This window comes from Pseudomonas sp. SDO5522_S412, from assembly GCF_054071215.1.
Genome location: NZ_JBSVWQ010000027.1, coordinates 16,489 through 36,942 on the forward strand (window position 1 = coordinate 16,489; position 20,454 = coordinate 36,942).

The 20,454-nt window shown below is 62.4% G+C and carries 19 protein-coding genes; 11 read left to right on the forward strand and 8 right to left on the reverse strand.

The features are described from left to right. Window positions 1–57: 57 nt before the first annotated feature. Window positions 58–1,059, reverse strand: a complete 1,002-nt coding sequence (xylF, locus tag ACW9I6_RS09010; protein ID WP_008436026.1) for a D-xylose ABC transporter substrate-binding protein — start codon at window positions 1,057–1,059, stop codon at window positions 58–60. 57 nt (window positions 1,060–1,116) lie between these two features. After that, window positions 1,117–2,433 (reverse strand): xylose isomerase, encoded by a 1,317-nt coding sequence (gene xylA / locus ACW9I6_RS09015; RefSeq protein ID WP_307519576.1) that lies wholly within the window; start codon window positions 2,431–2,433, stop codon window positions 1,117–1,119. A 153-nt stretch (window positions 2,434–2,586) separates the two neighbouring features. Here xylA and ACW9I6_RS09020 point away from each other — a divergent pair, with 153 nt between their 5' ends. The 3 genes from ACW9I6_RS09020 to ACW9I6_RS09030 all read left to right on the forward strand — a co-directional run bounded on the left by ACW9I6_RS09020 (window position 2,587) and on the right by ACW9I6_RS09030 (window position 6,418). Next, window positions 2,587–3,798, forward strand: a complete 1,212-nt coding sequence (locus ACW9I6_RS09020) for a XylR family transcriptional regulator (protein ID WP_003219663.1) — start codon at window positions 2,587–2,589, stop codon at window positions 3,796–3,798. A 54-nt stretch (window positions 3,799–3,852) separates the two neighbouring features. Next, window positions 3,853–6,003 carry a phosphocholine-specific phospholipase C gene (locus ACW9I6_RS09025; protein WP_457339200.1) on the forward strand — a complete coding sequence of 717 codons (2,151 nt, stop codon included), beginning with the start codon at window positions 3,853–3,855 and terminating at the stop codon, window positions 6,001–6,003. 139 nt (window positions 6,004–6,142) lie between these two features. Further along, on the forward strand, window positions 6,143–6,418 hold the full coding sequence (locus tag ACW9I6_RS09030) for a hypothetical protein (RefSeq protein WP_003219667.1): 276 nt from the start codon (window positions 6,143–6,145) through the stop codon (window positions 6,416–6,418). Here ACW9I6_RS09030 and ACW9I6_RS09035 read toward each other — a convergent pair. Then, entirely contained in the window at window positions 6,409–8,124 is a 1,716-nt protein-coding gene (locus ACW9I6_RS09035) for an amidase (protein WP_457339201.1), read from the reverse strand. The two genes, ACW9I6_RS09030 and ACW9I6_RS09035, sit on opposite strands and share 10 nt — an antisense overlap. A 152-nt stretch (window positions 8,125–8,276) precedes the next feature. On the opposite strand from ACW9I6_RS09035, the gene ACW9I6_RS09040 reads away from it, so the two are divergent. Together ACW9I6_RS09040 and ACW9I6_RS09045 are read left to right on the forward strand one after the other, a co-directional pair. Next, a complete protein-coding gene (locus ACW9I6_RS09040) occupies window positions 8,277–8,582 on the forward strand; it encodes a putative quinol monooxygenase (RefSeq protein WP_003219672.1) in 306 nt (101 codons plus the stop codon). Between the two features lie 86 nt (window positions 8,583–8,668). Next, the gene (locus ACW9I6_RS09045) at window positions 8,669–8,923 is read left to right on the forward strand and encodes a hypothetical protein (RefSeq protein ID WP_003219674.1); all 255 of its coding nucleotides are present in this window, start codon (window positions 8,669–8,671) and stop codon (window positions 8,921–8,923) included. 14 nt (window positions 8,924–8,937) lie between these two features. On the opposite strand, the gene ACW9I6_RS09050 is transcribed toward ACW9I6_RS09045, so the two are convergent. Further along, entirely contained in the window at window positions 8,938–9,738 is an 801-nt protein-coding gene (locus ACW9I6_RS09050; protein ID WP_457339202.1) for an SDR family NAD(P)-dependent oxidoreductase, read from the reverse strand. Between the two features lie 120 nt (window positions 9,739–9,858). Here ACW9I6_RS09050 and ACW9I6_RS09055 point away from each other — a divergent pair, with 120 nt between their 5' ends. Both ACW9I6_RS09055 and ACW9I6_RS09060 read left to right on the forward strand, forming a co-directional pair. Further along, complete coding sequence (locus ACW9I6_RS09055) at window positions 9,859–10,383, forward strand: MarR family winged helix-turn-helix transcriptional regulator (RefSeq protein WP_457339203.1); 525 nt, start codon at window positions 9,859–9,861, stop codon at window positions 10,381–10,383. Between the two features lie 74 nt (window positions 10,384–10,457). Further along, window positions 10,458–11,786 (forward strand): LLM class flavin-dependent oxidoreductase, encoded by a 1,329-nt coding sequence (locus ACW9I6_RS09060; RefSeq protein ID WP_003219678.1) that lies wholly within the window; start codon window positions 10,458–10,460, stop codon window positions 11,784–11,786. 262 nt (window positions 11,787–12,048) lie between these two features. On the opposite strand, the gene ACW9I6_RS09065 is transcribed toward ACW9I6_RS09060, so the two are convergent. From ACW9I6_RS09065 to ACW9I6_RS09075, 3 genes are all read right to left on the reverse strand, one after another. Continuing rightward, window positions 12,049–12,570, reverse strand: coding sequence for a hypothetical protein (locus ACW9I6_RS09065; protein ID WP_043225000.1), 522 nt, complete (start codon window positions 12,568–12,570; stop codon window positions 12,049–12,051). A 61-nt stretch (window positions 12,571–12,631) separates the two neighbouring features. After that, the gene (locus ACW9I6_RS09070; RefSeq protein WP_177067190.1) at window positions 12,632–13,270 is read right to left on the reverse strand and encodes a helix-turn-helix domain-containing protein; all 639 of its coding nucleotides are present in this window, start codon (window positions 13,268–13,270) and stop codon (window positions 12,632–12,634) included. Window positions 13,271–13,274: 4 nt separating this feature from the next. Then, complete coding sequence (locus ACW9I6_RS09075) at window positions 13,275–13,433, reverse strand: hypothetical protein (protein ID WP_003219684.1); 159 nt, start codon at window positions 13,431–13,433, stop codon at window positions 13,275–13,277. A 217-nt stretch (window positions 13,434–13,650) separates the two neighbouring features. Between ACW9I6_RS09075 and ACW9I6_RS09080 the strand changes: the two genes are divergently transcribed. Further along, the gene (locus tag ACW9I6_RS09080; RefSeq protein WP_457339204.1) at window positions 13,651–15,798 is read left to right on the forward strand and encodes a TonB-dependent receptor family protein; all 2,148 of its coding nucleotides are present in this window, start codon (window positions 13,651–13,653) and stop codon (window positions 15,796–15,798) included. A 51-nt stretch (window positions 15,799–15,849) separates the two neighbouring features. Here the strand turns inward: ACW9I6_RS09080 and ACW9I6_RS09085 are convergent, their stop codons facing one another. Further along, on the reverse strand, window positions 15,850–16,161 hold the full coding sequence (locus ACW9I6_RS09085; protein ID WP_102605590.1) for a DUF7693 family protein: 312 nt from the start codon (window positions 16,159–16,161) through the stop codon (window positions 15,850–15,852). A gap of 174 nt (window positions 16,162–16,335) precedes the next feature. Here ACW9I6_RS09085 and ACW9I6_RS09090 point away from each other — a divergent pair, with 174 nt between their 5' ends. From ACW9I6_RS09090 to ACW9I6_RS09100, 3 genes are all read left to right on the forward strand, one after another. Continuing rightward, window positions 16,336–16,881, forward strand: coding sequence for a sigma-70 family RNA polymerase sigma factor (locus tag ACW9I6_RS09090; protein ID WP_102605591.1), 546 nt, complete (start codon window positions 16,336–16,338; stop codon window positions 16,879–16,881). Beyond that, complete coding sequence (locus ACW9I6_RS09095; protein ID WP_008435992.1) at window positions 16,878–17,822, forward strand: FecR family protein; 945 nt, start codon at window positions 16,878–16,880, stop codon at window positions 17,820–17,822. The genes ACW9I6_RS09090 and ACW9I6_RS09095 overlap by 4 nt, the downstream gene beginning before the upstream one ends. A gap of 89 nt (window positions 17,823–17,911) precedes the next feature. Beyond that, window positions 17,912–20,401 carry a TonB-dependent siderophore receptor gene (locus tag ACW9I6_RS09100; protein WP_457339205.1) on the forward strand — a complete coding sequence of 830 codons (2,490 nt, stop codon included), beginning with the start codon at window positions 17,912–17,914 and terminating at the stop codon, window positions 20,399–20,401. Window positions 20,402–20,454 lie beyond the last annotated feature (53 nt).

Sequence of the window (20,454 nt, forward strand, 5' to 3'; positions counted from 1 at the left end):
ATTCCACAGCGAAAAGGCAGGAGCGGCCTCAAGCCGCCCCTGCAGTGAGCCGTACGCTTACTGCCCGGCGATTTGCGCTTTGGTGTAGAACCCGTCTTCTTCCAGTACGTTGACGTTGTCTTTAGTCAACGCGGTCGGCTTGAGCAGGATGCTCGACACCTGTTTGCTGCCGTTGTCGTACTGCGAGTTGTAGGCCGGTTTCTCGTCACGCACCAGTTGCACCGAGAGCTTGGCCGCCTCGGACGCCAGCAGCTTCAGCGGCTTATAGACGGTCATGGTCTGGGTGCCGGCGATCACGCGCTTGATCGCGGCCAGGTCGGCATCCTGGCCCGAGACCGGCACCTTGCCCGCGAGTTTTTGTGCCGCCAGGGCCTGGATCGCGCCGCCGGCGGTGGCGTCGTTGGAGGCGACGATGCCGTCGATCTTGTTGCTGTTGGCGGTCAGGGCGTTTTCGACAATGCTCAGGGCTTCGGTGGGGTTCCATTCCTTGACCCATTGCTGGCCGACAATCTTGATGTCGCCCTTGTCGATCGAAGGCTGCAGCACCTTCATCTGGCCCTGGCGCAGGATCTTCGCGTTGTTGTCGGTAGGTGCGCCGCCGAGCAGGAAGTAATTGCCTTTAGGCTGCGCGTTCAACACGCCCTGGGCCTGCATCTCGCCGACCTTTTCGTTATCGAAGGAGATGTAGGCGTCGATATCGGCATTCAAAATCAGCCGGTCGTAGGACAGTACTTTCACCCCGGCTTTCTTGGCCTCGGCCACCACGTTGTTCAGCACCGTGGCATTGAACGGCACGATCACAATCACGTCGACGCCCCGGGAGATCAGGTTTTCGATCTGCGAGATCTGCCGCTGTTCGTTGGCGTCCGCCGACTGCACGTAGACCTTGGCCCCCAGTTGCTCGGCGGCGGCGGTGAAATAATCGCGGTCGCGGGCCCAGCGTTCAAGGCGCAGGTCGTCGATGGAAAAGCCGATTTTCGGGTGGGCCGCGTCAGCCATGACCGAGTTGGAAAGCAGTGCCAGAGCGCTGGTGAGCAAGACAGTTTTCAGGTGTTTCATGATGGTGAGTCCCTTTTATTGTTGTTTAGACGCACTGCTGGACCTGGAGCGTAGCGGTCATGGGTAGATAAAGCGATTCACTACGCCTTCGAGCATCTCCTGGCGGCCACTCACGGCTTGTGGGTTCAGCTGGTGGCTGAAGGCATGCTCGGCCAGCGACGCCAGGCTGAAGTCGCCGCCAAGCACGGCACGCCCGAAGGATTGGTCCCAGCCGGCATACCGCTGGGCCTTGAACTGTTCGAGGGCGTCGTTCTGCACCATGGCGGCGGCGCGTTCCAGGGACAGCGCCAGCACGTCCATTGCGGCCACGTGGCCATGGAACAGGTCCACTTCGTCGAGGCTTTGGCGGCGTACCTTGGAGTCGAAGTTGTAGCCACCTCCCTTGAAACCACCGGCCTTGAGTACCTCGTAGGTGACCAGGGTCAGCTCCTCGACGCTGTTGGGGAACTGGTCGGTGTCCCAGCCGTTCTGCGGGTCGCCACGGTTGGCGTCGATGCTGCCGAAAATCCCCAGGGATGCGGCGGTGGCGATCTCATGGTGAAAGCTGTGGCCGGCGAGGGTGGCGTGGTTGGCCTCGATGTTGACCTTGATCTCTTTCTCCAGGCCGAACTGATGCAGGAAGCCAAACACGGTGGCGCTGTCGTAGTCGTATTGGTGCTTGGTGGGCTCCTGTGGCTTGGGCTCGATAAACAGCTCGCCGGTGAAGCCGATCTTGTATTTGTGCTCGACCACCATGCGCATGAACCGCCCGAGTTGCTCGCGCTCGCGCTTGAGGTCGGTATTGAGCAGGGTCTCGTAGCCTTCGCGGCCGCCCCACAACACATAGCTGGAGCCCTTGAGACGGTGGGTGGCATTCATCGCGCTGAATACCTGGGCCGCCGCATAGGCAAACACTTCCGGGTTCGGGTTACTGGCGGCGCCGGCGGCAAAGCGCGGGTTGCTGAAGCAGTTGGCAGTGCCCCACAGCAGCCGGATACCGGTCTGTTCCTGATGGCGTTCGAGCTGGTCGACCATCCGCGCAAAGTTGTCGCGGTACTCCGCCAGGCTTGCGCCTTCGGGAGCCACGTCGGTGTCGTGGAAGCTGTAGTAGTCGATGCCCAGCTTGGAGAAAAACTCGAACGCCGCTTCGGCCTTGCCGCGTGCCACTTGCAGGGCTTCCCCCGGTTGCTGCCAGGGCCGCTGGAAGGTGCCGGAGCCAAACATGTCACTGCCGGGCCAGACAAAGTTGTGCCAGTAACACGCGGCCATCCGCAGGTGCTCGCGCATCGGTTTGCCGAGGATCAGCTTGTTTGCATCGTAGTGCCGGAAGGCCAGGGGAGAGTCGCTATCGGGGCCTTCATAGAGGATTTTTTCGACCGCGGGAAAGTAGGGTATCGCCAGATCCTTGTTGTTATGAGTGCACGTTAACCTTGCCTCGATATTAGCAACGGCCCCCGGCCAACCGATTATGAAAATCACCAGAGCGGGGTTCGATTTTGAGTGGTTTTGCGCGCATAGTGGCTCGACATATCGCATGGAGCCGCCCCTGTGAAAACTGTCCCGCCTGTGCACCGGATTGCCCTGCTGTTCAATGGCAACAAGATCTACGATCGCGGCATCATCACCGGGATCGGCAACTACCTGAGCAGTACGCGGGTGTCGTGGGATCTGTTCCTGGAAGAGGACTTCGTCTGCCGGCTCAAGGGTATCGAGCGCTGGCATGGCGACGGGATCATTGCCGACTTCGACGACCCGGCGATGGGCCCCGCGTTGGCGGGTGTGCATGTGCCGGTGGTGGCGGTGGGCGGGTCTTATGAGGATGAGCGGGCTTACCCACGGCATACTCCGTATGTGGCCACTGACAATTTTGCTTTGATCAAGCTGGCCTATGAACACCTGATCGAAGCCGGGCTGACACGCTTTGCCTGTTTCAGCCTGCCTGAAGCCGATATCAACCGTTGGGCCCAGGAGCGCGAAAAAGCCTTCCGCCGCCTTCTGGAGCGCGATGGCTTGCCGGTGGAGGTGTATCGCGGGCTCGGCACCAGCGCGCCGCTGTGGGACTCGGCGGTGGAGCAACAAATTGCCTGGTTGCACAGCCTGCCCAAACCCATCGGCATCATTGCGGTCAGCGACGCCCGAGCCCGCCAGTTGCTGCAGGCCTGCCTCACCGCCGGCATCCCGGTGCCGGAGCAAGTGGCACTCATCGGCATCGACAACGACCCCTTGACCCGCACCCTGACCCGCGTGCCGCTGAGCTCGGTGATCCAGGGCACTGAAAAAATGGGCCGCACCGCCGCGCGCCTGCTGCACCAGATGCTGCACGGTATGCCTTCGGCAGGCAGCCAGATCCTGGTGCCGCCGGAAGCGGTCAACGTGCAGACCTCAAGCCTGCACCAACCCCTCGGCCATCCCTACGTGATGCAGGCGCTGCATTTCATTCGCCAGTACGCCTGCCAGGGCATCAAGACCGCCCAGGTCGCCAACTACGTCGGCGTGTCGCGGTCGTCCCTGGAAGCGCATTTTCGCAGTGAACTGAACCGCAGCGTCCACGATGAAATCCTGCGCTTCAAACTCGCGGCTGCGGTTTCCAGCCTGGAAAATACCAGGGCCGCGATTGCGGATATTGCCTATGACTGCGGGTTCAAATCCGCGCAGTACCTGCACACGGTGTTCAAGCGCGAGTTCGGGTGTACGCCGAGGGAGTACCAGGTGGGGCAGGTCGAGCGCGATTCGAGCGATGTCATTTCTTTGTCGCCTTGAGTCCCTATTTTGTCCTGAGCCTCGCTCCAGAACTTCAAGGGATTGAATCGTCTTATGCCGACTCTTACACGCAGAACGTTGTTGCAAGCAGCTGCCATCGGATCCGCCTACACCCTGTTGCCCGATTCCATTCGCCAGGCCCTGGCGATCCCCGCCAACAACCGCACCGGCACCCTCATGGACGTCGAACATGTGGTGATCCTGATGCAGGAAAACCGCTCCTTCGATCACTACTTCGGCACCTTGCCGGGTGTGCGCGGGTTCAGTGACCGCTTCACCATTCCACTGCCGGGCGGGCACCGGGTGTGGGAGCAGCAGGGCGTTGGGCGGCGGATCCTGCCCTATCACCTGGACAGCTCCCGTGGCAACGCGCAGCGGGTCAGCGGCACGCCGCATTCCTGGGTCGACGAGCACGCCGCCTGGAGCAGCGGCCGGATGAACGCCTGGCCAACGTTCAAGACACCCACCTCGATGGGTTACTACCGTGAGCAGGAAGTGCCGTTCCAGTTCGCCCTGGCCAACACCTTTACCCTGTGCGACGCCTACCACTGTTCGGTACACGCAGGTACCAATCCCAATCGGCTGTTCCACTGGACCGGCACCAACGGCCCGACCGGTGCAAATGTGGCGGCGGTGGTCAACGAATGGGACGGCCCCGGTGCGGTGGGCGTGGGCTACACCTGGAAAACCTATCCCGAGCGCCTGGAAGAAGCGGGTGTGAGCTGGAAGGTTTACCAGTACCTGCCGGATAACTTTGGCGACAACCCCTTGGCCGGGTTTCGCCAGTTTCGTGCGGCCAGCGTCGCGGCCGGCAACCCCGCCGTGCCACCGAAAGACTTCAAGGATTTTGTGCCCTACAGCGATCAACTGAACGCCCGCGTGCCGTTGTACAAAGGCAACGGCAACACCCTGCCGGCGGTCAGCGGCAGCGACCTGAAATCGATCATCCAGGGCTTTCGCAAGGACGTGAACGACGGGCGCCTGCCACAGGTGAGTTGGCTGGTGGCGCCGGCCGATTACTCCGAACACCCCGGGCCTTCCAGCCCGGTGCAAGGCGGCTGGTTCACCCAGGAAATCCTCAAGGCACTGACCGCCAACCCGGACGTGTGGAGCAAGACCGTGCTGCTGGTCAACTACGATGAAAACGACGGTTTCTTCGACCACGTGCCGTCGCCGTCAGCCCCGTCCAAGCGCCTGGATGGCAGCTTTGCCGGAAAGTCCACGGTGAAGTTCGACAGCGAGATTTTTACCCACCCGGCACCGCCCGGCTCTAGCCAGCAACCCGCGCCGGACGGCGGGGTGTACGGCCCCGGGCCGCGAGTGCCAATGCTGGTGCTGTCGCCATGGAGCCGTGGTGGCTGGGTCAATTCCCAGGCGTTTGATCACACCTCCGTGCTGCAATTTCTGGAGAAACGTTTCCACGTGCGCGAACCCAATATCAGCGCCTGGCGCCGGGCGGTGTGCGGCGACCTCACCTCGGCCTTCAACTTCGTCAACCCCAACACCGAGACCCTGCCGCCGCTGCACACCATCAGCCGCCAGGCCGCCGACTCCCTGCGTCAACGCCAGGAGCAACTGCCCCAGGTTGCCCTGCCTACGGTGGGCCAGCAACAGGCGCCGTTCCAGGCGCGAATGGCGCGGCCATCCCGGGCGCTGCCGTACCAGTTGAACGTTGAAGGTTCGGTTGACCGTCGCGCCAGTTCGGTGAGCCTGGACTTCTTCAATAATGGCGAACAGGGCGTGGTCTTCCACGTCTACGACCGCCTGCACCTGGACGAGGTACCGCGCCGCTACACGGTGGAAGCCGGCAAACACCTCAGTGACACCTGGCAAGTGGCGGGTGCCTACAAGCTTTGGCTGTTGGGACCGAATGGGTTCCACCGTTCGTTCAAGGGGCACCTGCAGCGTCGCGAGCCGGAGTTATCCCTGGCGTATCACGGTGACACCTTGCTGCTGACCCTGGTCAACCCCGGCAAGCGTGCGGCCTCAATCACCATCGAGCGTTGCCCTTACACCAGGCAGGGGCCGTGGCTGCTCGAGATTGCGGGCGGCGGTCGCGTGCAGCGCACGTTCTCCTGCCAGCCCAATGGAGGCTGGTATGACTTCAAGCTACGCGACGAGCATGGTTGGGTGCGGCGGGTGGCGGGGCGAATCGAGACGGGGGCGCATAGCATCAGTGATCCGTTGATGGGCAAGCGTGTGTGAAAGGCTGTTGATCTGCGGGGTGATTTCGTGAGCTTTTTCCCTGTTTTGTGTAGGAGCAGGCCTTTCTCCCCATGCAGCGCTTGAAACGCCACCCCTCTGGGCCATAGCCTCACGCTTTTCCTGACACTGAGGCCCGGCATTGGGTAAGCGAAAAACGGTTTGGCCCACGGAGCGGGAAGTTCGACTGCGCTTTATCCTGCTGGCAATCATTGAAACGGCCTGTATTCGAGGCGTTCCCCTCGAACGCCTGCTGCTTTCATACATACTGTTGCGCAACAAGCCGACCCAAGAGCAACTTTGGGAGGCCATCAGCGATTGCCTGCTCCTCGATGAGATGCGTGGCTTTCGATTTGAACCCGGGTCGGAAGCCGATCGGTTGATGCGCAAGATCAGCAGCGAAATCAATCAGTCCTGACGAGCCACCAGCGCCGGCGTGCGCGGCGGCACCAGGCGCTTGCTGCCCGTCGACTCATAGGCCGATGCCAATCGCAGCAGCGCCGAATCGTCATACGCCCGGCCGGCAAATGTCAGCCCCACCGGCATGCCGATGTCGGCCATGACGCCCATGGGCACCGTCACTGTCGGCACGCCCAAATGGCGGATGGCGAGGTTGCCGTTGGCGACCCACACTCCGTTGCTCCAGGCGATATCCGCCGACGCGGGATTCACATCCGCATCCGCCGGACCTACGTCGGCGACTGTCGGAAAAATCACCGCATCCAGCCCCAGGTTATCCATCCAGTCTTCAAGGTCGATGCGTCGTGTCTGTTCCAGGCCGCGCAGGCCGTCGGGCACGGTGCTGATCCTGTCCCACGGCGTGATGCCGCGCTCGGCCATGCGCACGTATTCGTCCATGCCGGCGGCCAGGTCGTCTTCGCGGTTGGGCAGGGTGCCGGGGTCGTGGGGGAAGATCTTCGGGCCGTCGACATCCGCCAGGCGGTTCAGCGCAGGGTCGCCGTTGGCCCGCAGGAAATCATCGAACGCCCAGGCCGACAGTTCCCACAATTCATCGTGGAGGAATTCCTTGGAGACCAGGCCTCGGGTAAACACTTTCGGTGCGCCCGGGCGATCGCCTTCGCAATTGGAGACCAGCGGGAAATCCACCTCGACCACTTCTGCGCCGGCGGCTTCAAGTGCCTTGCGCGCAGCTTCCCAGAGCTCGATCACCGAGGCCCGGGTTTTGATTGGCTGGCCAGTAGGGCCGCCGATTCCCGGGGCGTCGCTGGTGCCTGCCTCGGGGTCGGCATTGATGTACATGCGCGGCACGCCGAAGCGTTTGCCAGCGAGTGCATCGCCGGTCGCGGCCAGGTCTGCGTAGGACTGCGGGCGTACCGAGGCGACGCCGGGGATTGGCACCCAGGGTTGCATCCGCCACAGGTCGCCGCGTGTGTCGGGGTCTTCTGCGACCACGACGTCGAGCACTTCAAGCAGGTCGGCCATGGTCCGGGCGTAAGGCACGACCACGTCCATGGTCGGGGTCAGCGGCCAGTTGCCGCGCACCGAGATCACGCCACGGGACGGGGTGTAGGCACACAGGCCATTGTTGGACGCCGGGCCGCGCCCGCTGGACCAGGTTTCTTCCGCCAGGCCAAACGCCGCGAAGCTCGCCGCAGTGGCCGTGCCGGCGCCGTTGGAGGAGCCCGAGGCGAACGGTGCGGTGAGGTAGTCGGCGTTGTACGGGCTCTCGGCCCGGCCATATACGCCGCGCTGCATGCCGCCGTTGGCCATCGGCGGCATGTTGGTCTTGCCCAGGCAAATGGCGCCTGTTGCCCGCAGTCGCTCGATGGTGAACGCATCGCGGTAGGCAACCAGGTTCGCGAAAGCCGGGCTGCCGGAAGCGGCGGTGAGGCCCTTGACCAGGTAGCTGTCCTTGGCTGTGTAGGGAATGCCGTCGAGCGGGCCCAGGGTTGTGCCGCTGGCCCGGCGTGCGTCGGATGCCCGGGCTTCCTCCAGCGCTTGCGGGTTGCGCACCACCACCGCGTTGAGCGCGGTGGCAGTCGTGGGGGCGTCGTAGGCGTCGATCCTGGCGAGGTAAGCCTCGACCAGTACAACCGCCGTGGTCTGGCCGGATTCGAGCGCAGTGCGCAGCTGGGCAATGGAAACTTCGGTTACTTCGATCACGTGGTTATCGCCGGGTGCAGAAAAGGGGGAGGGCTTGAGTGCTGACTCAATCCAATCAGTGAAAGTAGCTTACTGATAGATTTTTCATAGCGCCAGAGAATGGCATCCCTTACTGTGGCGCCTCAATTTCCTTATCGATAACGGTGCTGTTTATGTCCGATGAAGTGCGGCTTGTCGTCATCATCAATACCCAGCCTGGCCGGGGTGCGGACCAGTTGGCGGCCTTTGCCGGGCTCGCTCCGCTGGTCCGGGCCGAAGCCGGTTGTATCCAGTACGACCTGCATCCGGTCGAGGGCAACAGCGACAGTTTTGTGTTGATCGAGACGTGGGCTTCAAAGGCGGCGCTCAAGGATCACCACGCAGCGCCGCACATGCTGGAAGCCGCGAAGCACAACCCGACATTCCGTGCGGGCCCCTCCAACGTATTGGTGCTGGAACCTGCCGTCCAGGCACGTTGACTTCAACCCGGCAGCTCAAGGGTTTATCATTGCCCCTTCATTTTTTGCTGCCCGGAAAGATTTCGATGTTGTTTACAAGGACTGTCATGGCGAGCGCACTGCTCGCCGTTCTGGCCACCCAGGCCCACGCGTCCAGCCTGGACCTGACCTACGAGGCACCTGTCCTCAGCGCTGTACCGCTCACGCCGCAGGCTGAGCCCAAACCGCGCTTTCCGGTCAAAAGCCTTGCGCCGGTGACCGTGGAAAACAGCTGCACCGGCCGCGAGTGCACCTACGAAGGCGACATCAGCCTGCCCCGTGAGGAGCAGACTGTGCGGCGTATTTCCATCGGTATTCAATAAAGCCGGCTGGCGCCTCAGACGATCCCATACCGGGGCGCCGGCTTGCCTGTTTGCGTGGCCGCAAACAACGCACCACGCGCCGCATCATAGGTCTCCCACAACGAACCATCGGCCACCGACGGCCAGGTGATCGTCTCACCCTGATCCAGCCCGGCCAGTGCCGCGTCCACCAGGTTTTCGGTGGTCATGACCGACTCCTGTTCCAGGGCGGAAAGCTGAATGCCCGACGCGTCCCAGATCTCGGTAGCGGTGGCTGCCGGCAACACGATCTGCACCTTCACCCCGGTTTCCGCCAGTTCCGATTGCAAGCCACGGCTGAATGCCAGGACATAGCTCTTGGTGCCGCTGTACACCGAGCTGACCGGCAGCGAGTGCACGCCCAACACCGATGCCACGTTGATGATCAAACCTTCATTGCGCACCAGCATGCCCGGCAGCGCCGCGTGGGTCAGGCGGGTGAGGGCGGTGATGTTCAGGGCGATCTGGGTCGTGGAATCCTCGACCGAGGATTGAGCCAGCGGATGCAGGCGGGCCAGGCCGGCGTTATTCACCAGCACCTGGATCGCCGGGTTGCCGGCGAGCAGGCTTTCAACACGGGCCAGGTCCGCGGGGTTTACCAGGTCGGCGCCGATGGTCTGGACCTCGCGCCCGTAGGCTTGAGTGATCTTCGCCGCCAGGGCTTCGAGGCGGTCTTCACGACGGGCGACCAGGATCAAGTCGTAGCCACGGGCTGCCAATCGGTCGGCATACACGGCGCCAATACCTGAAGAAGCACCCGTGATCAGGGCAATTTTTGTGGAAGCAGGGATCGACATGAACGGCTCCAATAGATGAGTACTCAACCAATATTGTTGAGGGCTCAAGTTATAGGCTTGGCGTTTGTCCTTGTCAATGGTTTAGTACTCAATCATTCTACCGGCATGGAGGATCTGAAAATGCCAACACACAAGACTGACAAGCCTGATGCCCGTGCCGACCTTTTGAGCCTGCTGGGGGACGTGGCGTGCACCAACAACGCACTGCGCCGTGCCGCCCGGCGGCTGGGCCAACTGTATGACGAAGCGCTGGCGCCGATTGGCCTGAAGGCTACGCAGGTCGGCTTGCTGGGTGAAATCGCCCGGTGGGCGGCGGTGGATGAGCAGGCAGGGCCGACGTTGCAGGAGCTGGCCGGACGCCTGGCGATCCTGATGTCGGCGCTGACCCATGCGATGAAGCCGCTGGTGCGCGACGGGATTGTCGAGCTGCGCCCGGATGCCCTGGACAAGCGCACCAAACGCTGCGTGCTCACGCCCAAGGGCGAAGCGCTGTTCAGTGAGGCGCTGGTGTACTGGGCGGCCGCCAATAACCGGGTAGAGGAGGTGTTGGGGCATGATTCGGCCGCGCAGCTGCGGGGCATGGCAGACCATGTCGCCTCCGAAGAATTTCTGGCGTACTACAACAGCCGATCCGCGCAGGCATAAGTCAGATCCTTTGGTTATTAGACAGACGCCGTTCGCCCATCCGATGCTGGGCCCCTCTCGATCAGGGGCTTTCCATGACCACTCAACGCCAACTGAAGCTGGGCGCGTTCATGCGTCCGGTCAGCATCCACACCGGCGCCTGGCGCTATCCCGGCGCTTACCGTGACGCCAACTTCAACTTCACGCACCTCAAGCAGTTTGCCCAAACCCTGGAGAAAGCGCGTTTCGATGCGTTCTTCATGGCCGACCACCTGGCCCTGCTCAACATGCCCATCGACGCGTTGAAGCGCAGCCACACCGCCACCTCCTTCGAACCGTTCACCTTATTGTCGGCCCTGAGCCAGGCCACCGAGCACATCGGCCTGGTAGCCACGGCCTCGACCACCTACGACGAACCGTTCCACATTGCCCGGCGCTTCGCGTCCCTGGATCACCTGAGCAACGGCCGCGCCGGCTGGAATATCGTCACCACTGCCAACCCGGATGCGGCGCAGAATTTCGGCCTGGAGCAGGCCTATGCTCACGACGAGCGCTACGCCCGTGCGCGGGAGTTCTACGATGTGGTCACCGGGCTCTGGGACAGTTGGGCCGATGATGCCTTCATCCGCGATGCCGACAGCGGTGTGTACTTCGACCCCGACAAGCTGCACACCCTCAATCACCAGGGCCGCTACCTCAATGTGCGCGGCCCGCTGCACATTGCCCGCCCGGTGCAGGGCTGGCCGGTGATCGTGCAGGCCGGCGCCTCGGAGCCCGGCCGGCAATTGGCGGCAGAAACCGCCGAGGTGATCTTCGTGGCGCCCGGCACGCTCGAGGAAGGGCGTAAATTCTATGCCGATATCAAGCGCCGGATGCTGGCGGTGGGGCGGCATCCCGACCATCTGAAGATCTTGCCCGGGGCGTTTGTGGTGGTCGGCGATACGCTGGAAGATGCGCGGCGGATTCGTGCGCATCTCGACAGCCTGGTGCATTACGAAAGTGCGATTGCCTCGCTGTCGATCGCGCTGGGTACCGACGCGACGAAGTTTGATCCCGACCAATACCTCCCGGCGATTCCCCAAACCAACGCCAGCCAGAGCTCCCGCGAACGGGTACTGGCGCTGGCTGATCGCGAACAGTTGACGGTGCGCCAATTGGCCCAGCGTCTTGGCGGTTATGCAGGTCTCTCGTTTGTCGGCACCGCCCACAGTATTGCCGATGAGATGCAGCAGTGGCTGGAAGAAGAGGGCAGCGATGGCTTCAACATCATGTTCCCGTGGCTGCCGGGCGGGCTCGATGACTTTGTGGCCAGGGTGGTGCCCGAGTTGCAGGGGCGCGGGATCTTCCGGCGCGAGTACGAAGGCTCTACCCTGCGGGAAAACCTCGGGCTGCCGCGTCCGGCGAACCGCTTCTTCGCCGAATGAGCGGGTATTTCTACCGTGGTTAGATCGTTTATTTCCTTCTGATTGGGGGCCATTCCCCAATCGCATATCCATCGCGCCGGTTTGGCCCTGATAGCGGAGCCGGCCGGCGTGATCACGCCAAAGCATCTGTCATCGCGGAATTATCCGCTGCCGCGCCCCGGGAAATCCCCATGCAGCGTCTATTCCTGCTGCAGGGCCAGCGTCTTGCGCCGTTGTGCGGCCTCTCTAGAATCGGCCCCAGAACTTACTCATTTCCTGTCGATTACGGAGTTTCGAAGATGATGAACGCCATACAGATGCCAATGAACAACGCGATGCCGATGATGCCGATGATGGGCATGCCGATGATGATGGCAACCATGACCTGCAAGATGACCGACGAGGCCATGATGTGCACCATGAAGCCGGCCGCTGGCATGGACATGGCGATGTTCAAGAATAACGCCGAAATGATGGCGATGATGATGAACTGCGGCATGCCGATGATGATGCAGTGCGCCAACATGTCGATGATGTGCATGTCTGAAGACGGCATGGCGATGATGAACAGCATGTCGACCATGAACATGCCGATGATGATGCCGATGGGCATGCCTATGCCGATGATGAAGTGCGTCATGGAATGCAAGATGGAAGCCGACTGCATGACCTGCAAGATGATGCCGATGCCTGGCATGAGCATGGACATGATGAACAACTGCTGCATGCTGATGATGAAGATGATGAACGACTGCGCCATGCCGATGATGATGAGCTGCAACGGCATGCCGATGATGTGCTGCACCTGCTGATTGGTTTGGCGTGAAATCTAAAAAGCCCCGGCGAGTGCCGGGGCTTTTTGCGTTTCAGTCCAGGCGTTCCGGGTAGGTGATCACCAGGAACGCCACCGCCTCACTGTCTGCGGGGTTGCGATAGCGGTGGGGCTGGTCGGCGTAGAACAAAATCGAGTCACCGGTAGACAGCAGGTAGCGTTCCTCGTTGACGCTGACTTCCAGCACGCCCTGGGCCACCACCAGGTTTTCCTGGATGCCGGGCCCGTGACCTTCTGAAGTTTCCTCGCCGAGGGCCTTCAGGCGTATCTCGTAGAACTCCGACTGGCGCGCCATATCGTACGGAAACAGCGCCCGGCTGATGAAGCTGCCATCGGCACTCACCAGGCGTTTGCTCTGTTGCGCCGGCAGCAGCTCAACCCCTTCGAACGCTCGATTTTCCAGGAACGCCGCCACCGACACTTTCAAGCCTTTGGCGATCTTGCACAGCACCTTGATCGACGGCACGCTGCGCCCGGACTCGATCTGCGCGAGCATCGCCCGGCTTACGCCGCAGTTGCGCGCCAGGGCATCCAGCGACAGGTAGCGTTTACTGCGCAGGCGCTGCAAGTTCTGCGCGACGCACTGGCCGATGGCGTCATCGTCGCCGCTGTTGCAGTCCTTGGGTTTGGTGGGGAGGTCGGGCACTTCGGGTATCGCGTGCAGGAAATTCATCGCCTCACGCCCGGCGGGTATCGCTGGACGTGGTGACGTGTGCGGTAAACAGCGCGACCCCGGCCCGTGCCGCATACATCGCCCACATCAGTTCAGCCGCTGCGCGAGCCTGGCGGCGTTTGCGGTGGAGGGTGAAATCGATGACGGTGGCGGATGTTTGCATGACGTAAATCTCTGGGGACTCAATGGCTCTACAGTAATCGGTGCCGCTTATTTCCATAAATACTGAGTTTGCATTTGGTAATTCTATTTTGGACTTAACGCCGATGGGGGCCTGTGCGTTCATCAATGGTGACCCGCCGCGCTTCACGGGCTTCCCACCACAGACCTTGTGCCGGACCGAGCCCGTCGCAAAAACGAATTCCAAGGATTTACCCCCCATGCCCCCCGCGTTTCCGTTCACCTCCCGAAAAGCCTGGCCCTTGCTGGGCTTTGGCGCCGCCCTGAGCTTCAGCCCGGTTTCCCAGGCTGACGACACATTGCAACTGGCACCCGTCGAAGTCAGCAGCGCCGAACTCAGCGCCGACGAACTGGCCGAGGCCCAGCTCAAGAGCGTGCCCGGCGCTACCAACTACATCGACATGGGCAGCGTCGATCAGGGGCGGGTGAGCACCAACGAGGACGTATTCAAGTACCAGGCCGGTGTTTATGCCAAGGCGGCAAACAACGAAGGGGTGAAGCTTTCGATCCGTGGCTCGGGTATCAACCGGGGCCCGGGCGCCCACGCTTCCGGCCTGTATGAAACCTTCGACGGCCTGCCACTGACCGGCCCGGGTGGCACGCCCTACGAACTCAAGGACCCGTTGTGGCTCAGCCGCGTTGAAGTGCTGCGTGGCGCCAACGGTTTTGACCAGGGCGCATTGGCCCTGGGTGGGGCAGTCAATTACGTGACCCACACCGGCTACGACGCGCCCAGGCTGCAAGTACGCTACGAAGCCGGCAGCCATGGCTACGGCCAGCGGGAGATCAGCTCGGGCCAGGTGCTGGGGGATGCCGACTACTACATCAGCCTCACCGACTCGCAATACGACGGTTTCCAGGACCACAGCGCCGGCAGCGGCAAGGGCATCGCGGCCAACTTCGGCTACCGCTTCAACCCCGACCTGGAAACCCGCTTCTACTTTCGCTACCGCGAAACCGACAACGATTCCCCCGGCAAACTGACCCGCGACCAGATCAGCCACGACCCGCGCGCCGCCGCCAGCCTCAACGTGGCGCGAGACTCGAAACGCACGCAACCGGGCTCGACCTGGATCGCCAACAAAACCACCCTGCACCTGGACGACAACGCCCGGGTCGAGGTCGGGCTGGCGTATCACGATTATCCGATGGACCTGCGCGAGGGCACCAATCGTCTCAAGGTTGCCTACACCGACGTCAGCGGCACCCTGAATTACATCCGCCAGGACACATTGTTCGGGCGTGACAGCAAGACCACCCTCGGCCTGCGCACCACCCAGGCGATGCCGAACAACGGCGGCTCGGAGTTCGTGCGGATCCCCACCGGCAATACGGCGGGCTACGCGCCCGGCACCAGGACCCGCGACTACAGCTACCTGGGTTCGGACAGCGTGCTGCATATCGGCAATGACCTGGAACTGCTGTCGGACCTGTGGCTGACCACCGGGCTGGCGGCGATCTACACCCGTCGTGAAACCGAAGTCAGCTACCCGCAGACCCACACACCCGTCAGCCAGCACGATTGGGATTACGCACCAAGGGTTGGCCTGCGCTACGACTTCAGCCCCCAATTGCAGGTGTACGGCAACCTGAGTCGCTCGGTGGAACCGCCCCATGCGTGGTCGATGATCTGGGGCTCCAACAAGTACTTCCCCGTGGGCAGCGGCCCGGCCAGCGGTTTGCAGCGTGAAGGGGTGAAGCTGAAAAACCAGACCGCCACCACCCTGGAAGTCGGCGGTCGCGGTGAAGCGTGGTTCGGTCAGTGGGACCTGGCGCTGTACCGCTCCGAGGTGCGCCACGAACTGCTCAGCGTCGAAACCCAGGCCGCGACGTCCACCACGTCCGCAATAATCGCCGAATCCAACGCCAGCCCAACCGTGCACCAAGGCCTGGAGCTGAGCCTGATCAGCCCGCTGTGGGACGGGGGCCGCACGGGCCAGCTCGCCCTGCGCCAGGCCTACACCTACAGCGACTTCCACTACCGCAACGACGACCGCTTCGGCGACAACACCTTGCCCGGCATCCCCAGGCACTGCTACCAGGCGCAATTGCGCTACAGCCACCCGAGCGGTTTCTACACCAGCCTCAATGGCGAACATTCATCGCGGGTCGCGGTGGACTACGCCAACTCCTACTACGCGGCGGCCTACACACTGCTCGGCGCGACGCTCGGGTACGACGCGCCGAAGCACGACTGGCAAGCCTGGGTCGACCTGCGCAACCTGACCAACCGGCGTTACGCGAACACGGTCACGCCGGGTTATGACGACAAGGGGCTGGACGTGGCGCGGTCGACGCCGGGGGATGGCATGGGGGTTTACACCGGGGTTTCCTGGAGCTGGCGTTAATCCGTAAAGTGTTTGATGTTGGCAGTGGGTGATTGCGGGCAAAGCGTACGTTCAGCGAACGAAGGCTGCATGCACCAGGCGCTGCAGCTGCGTTCGCTCCCACAGGCTCATCAGATCGAGCGGATTGGTGCCGTAACGTTGCCAGGTGTCCAGTGAACCTTGCCTGTTATCCGGTGCAATACAGCGCAGGCAGCACTCCAGAGCCGTCCCGCAGGTTGACAGCGTGACCTGCCAGCCGTCGATGTCGACAACCATTTGCTCGTCGCTGGAGCTGACGGGTTTCAGCGTTCGAACCTCTAATGCCACGTCCTTGAGCAGTTGATAGGCCTCGCGGGTGGAGACCGTGTTGGCGAAGGTTGTCATGCGTGATGTCCTTGTATGAGTCGCAGAAGTGTCGCGTGCGCACTGGTCGCTTTCAAGGTGCGCACAGCAAGTCGCAGATTCATTGCAACCCATCACTCCATCCTTGCTCCCCCTTCGTTTTACTGTCATCGTTCGCGCAATTGGTAATCTTTCTTGTTTGAGAAATTTTTGCGCATGCATGACTTTCCTGTAGCTGATGGTGATACAACCCGTCGCCAGCAGACCATCACCACCCTCTACAGCGACCATCATTCCTGGTTGCACGGTTGGCTGCGCAAGAAACTCGGCTGCTCGCAACATGCCGCCGACCTGGCCCACGACGCGTTTATCCGCATCCTGCTGCTGGCCGATCCCCATACCATCAAGGAACCCCGCGCCTTCCTGGCCACCACGGCGGGGCGCTTGATGATCGATGGCGCGCGTCGGCGGCGCATCGAAAAGGCCTACATGGAAGCCCTGGCGATCCAGAGCGAAGATGCCGGCATGCCGGACCCGGCGGCGATTCATGTGGCACTGCAGGCCCTGGAACGCATTGCCGAAATGCTCATCGGCCTGCCCGCCAAGGCCCGCGAGGCATTCCTGCTCAGTCGCCTCGACGGGCTGACCTACAGCGAAATCGCCGAACAACTGCAGGTGTCTTCCAGCACCGTGAAGAACTACATCTCCAGTGCGTTGGTGCATTGCTATCACACCCTGCACGGGGCGGACCCGCTGTCGTGAGTTCCGAGCAGATCATCAGTGAAGCCGCCCGCTGGCTGACGTTGTTGCACGACGACCACGTGACCGAGGCCGACCGCGCGGCCTTCGAGAAATGGTGCCAGGCCGATCCACGGCATGCCGTCGCCATCGAGCGCATGCGCAGCCTGTGGGGCAGCCTCGACGAGTTGCCCGCCGCCCCGGCGCGCATGGCCCTGAACCGTGCATTTGCCCCACAGAAAACAAGGTTTGCCGCCCGTAGCACCCAGGCCGTCGCGCTGTTGGGTGTGTTGCTGTGCGGCTGGGCCGGGATTGAGCGCCTGCCGGTGTGGATGGCCGACCAACGCACCAGCGTGGGCGAACGGCGCCAGGTGGCACTGACCGACGGCAGCCAGGTGCAGCTCAACAGCAACTCGGCACTGGACGTGAAGTTTGACGGCCACCAACGGGTGATCGAACTGTTGCAGGGCGAGATGTGGGTCGAGGTAGCCAAGGACGCGCAACGGCCGTTCGTGGTGCACACCGACCAGGGCACGGCCACGGCGTTGGGCACGCGGTTCCTGGTGCGCAAGGCCGAGGATGGCGCGACCGTGGTCACCGTGATCGAGTCCACCGTGGCCGTCAAAGGCACCGTTGCGGGCGACGTGAAAGTGCCGGCGGGGCAGAAGTCCACGCTCCAGGACGGCCGTGCCGGCACCCCACAACCCATCGGCAACGCCGACCCGGATGCCTGGACCCGTGGTTTGCTCAAGGTCGACGACCAGCCCCTGAGCGAGGTCCTGCAAACCCTCGCCGGTTACCGCCATGGGCTGGTGCGCTTTGATCCGCAGGCGCTGCAAGGGATGCGCGTGTCCGGGGTATTCAAGCTCGACGACACCGGCGCGGCCCTGGCGTCACTGGCGGATAACCTGCCGATCAAGGTCGAGTACTTCACCGATTTGGTGGTGGTGATCAAGCCGCTGTAAAAAGTCTGAATAAAAACTGCTCTCATTCATACCCGATTTTCCGACATGGCCGTCATGACTAATAGAACCCCCATTTCCCAGGACTTCTCATGTCGCGCCTTGCTCGTCCTTTACAGCCATTGACCCTTTCAGTGGCGATGGCGTTTGCCGCCGTACCCCTGCTGACCGTTCAAGCGTCCTACGCGGCTGAAAGCGCTGCGTTCTCCATTCCCGCCGGTGACCTGAGCCAGGCCCTCAACAGCCTCGCCGAACAGGCGGGCCTGGTATTGGCCTTTGATTCGAGCCTGACCCGTGGCAAACACAGCAATGGCCTGAACGGGCAATACAATACCGACGCCGCCCTGGCCCAAGTGTTGGCCGGCAGCGGCCTGCAAGCCCTGAAGATCGCCGACGACCGCTACCGTCTCGAAGCCATCCCGCACACCGATGGCGCCATGGAGTTGCAGGCCACCACCATCAGCGGCGCGTACCAGTCGGAAAGCCCCACCGGCCCGGTGTCTGGCTACGTGGCCACCCGCAGCCTGTCGGGCACCAAGACCGACACCGCACTGATCGAAACCCCGCAGTCGATCTCAGTGGTCACCAAAGACCAGATGCGCGCGCAGAACGCCGAGAGCCTCAACCAGATCCTGCGCTACAGCGCTGCCGTGATCCCGGAAACCCGTGGCTCCACCGCCTCGCGCCTCGACCAGTTGACCATCCGTGGCTTCACCCCGGCGACCTACCTCGACGGCCTGCGTATGCCCTCGAGCCGGGATGCCCTGCCGCAAAAAGACGCCTTCGACCTGGAGCGCGTCGAAGTGCTGCGCGGGCCGGCGTCGGTGCTGTACGGGCAGGGCACCCCCAGCGGCGTGATCAACATGGTCAGCAAACGCCCGCTGGACACGCCGTTCCATGAAGTCGGCGTCGAGTACGGGACCTTCAACAAGAAGCGCACGACCTTTGACTTGAGTGGCCCGCTGGACGACCAAGGCGTTTATTCCTACCGCGTTGCCGGCCTGTTCGACGATGCCGACGGGCAGATCGAGCACACCGAAACCCGTCGCCAGTCCCTGTCCAGCGCCTTCACCTGGCGACCGGACGAGAATACCTCGCTGACCTTGCTCGGGCACTTCCAGAAGGACCCCAAGGGCGCGTCCTACGGCTCGATGCCAGCCTGGGGCTCGGTGCTGCACAGCCCGACGGGGCGCAAGATCGACGTGGATTTCTACGACGGCGAGAAAAGCTTCGAGAAGAGCGACCGCGAGTATTACTCCATCGGCTACGCCTTCGAACATCACTTCAACGATGTCTGGACTGTGCGCCAGAATGCGCGCTACCTGCGCAGCGAAGGGCAATACCGCAGCCTCTACAGCAACTACCTGGAGAGCGATTACCGCACCATCCGGCGCTCGACCACTGCCAGCGACGTGAACATCGACGCCTATGCCCTCGACAACCAGTTGCAGGCCAAATTCGACACCGGCCCGTTGCAGCACACCGTGCTGATGGGCGCCGATTACCAGAACACCAGCACTGACACCAAGTCGGGCAACGGCGTGTACACGGCAGGGCCTACGCTGGATATTTTCGACCCGGTCTACGGCGCGGCCGTGCCGGTGCCGGCCTACACCAGCGACGCCACCTCGCGCAGCGAGCAAACGGGGGTGTACCTGCAAGAGCAGATGAAGTGGGACAAATGGGTGCTGTTGATGGGCGGGCGTTATGACTGGGCCAGCACCGACAACAGTACCCTGGCGATGACCACCCAGAAAAAGACCAAGTCGTCCCAGGACAGCAAGGCCTTCACCGGCCGCCTGGGCCTGGTCTACCTGTTCGATAACGGCCTGGCGCCGTATGTCAGCTACTCGGAATCCTTCCAGCCGCAATCCGGCACGGGCTACGGCGGTTCGACGTTCCAGCCGACCGAGGGCAAGCAGACGGAAATCGGCATCAAGTACCAGCCGCCGGGCAGCAACAGCTTCATCACGGCTGCCATTTTCGACCTGCGCCAGACCAACGTACCGACGCTGGACCCGGACGCTTCCCACCTGTGCAACGGCTCGCGTTGCCAGATTCAGGACGGTGAAGTGCAATCCCGCGGGTTTGAACTGGAAGGCAAGGCCAGCCTGAACGACAACCTGGATATCACTGCGGCCTATGCCTACCTGGATAACCGCATCAGCAAATCCAACAACACCGTGCGTTATGCGCCCATCAGCGACATCGGTGTCGGCCCGGCCATTGCGGCCGAAGGCACCACCACCTACGCGGTGCCGCGTCATACCGCGTCGGCCTGGGCGGATTACACCCTGCACGACGGCACGCTGAAGGGCTTCGGCGTGGGGGCCGGTGCGCGCTATGTCGGTTCTTCCTGGGGCGATACCGCCAACACCCTGAAGGTGCCCGGTTACACCCTGTTTGATGCAGCGGTGCACTACGACATCCCGCACATCAATCGTCAGGGTGACAACCTGCGCCTGGCGGTAAACGCCACCAACCTGGCGAATAAAGAGTACGTCGCGTCCTGCTATTCCTACTCGTGGTGCTGGTATGGCTCGCAGCGTACCGTGCAGGCCAGTGCGACCTATCAGTGGTAAATAAAAAGGCCTTGGCGAAAGGATTCGGGAGCAGCATCGCCAAGGCCGAAAAA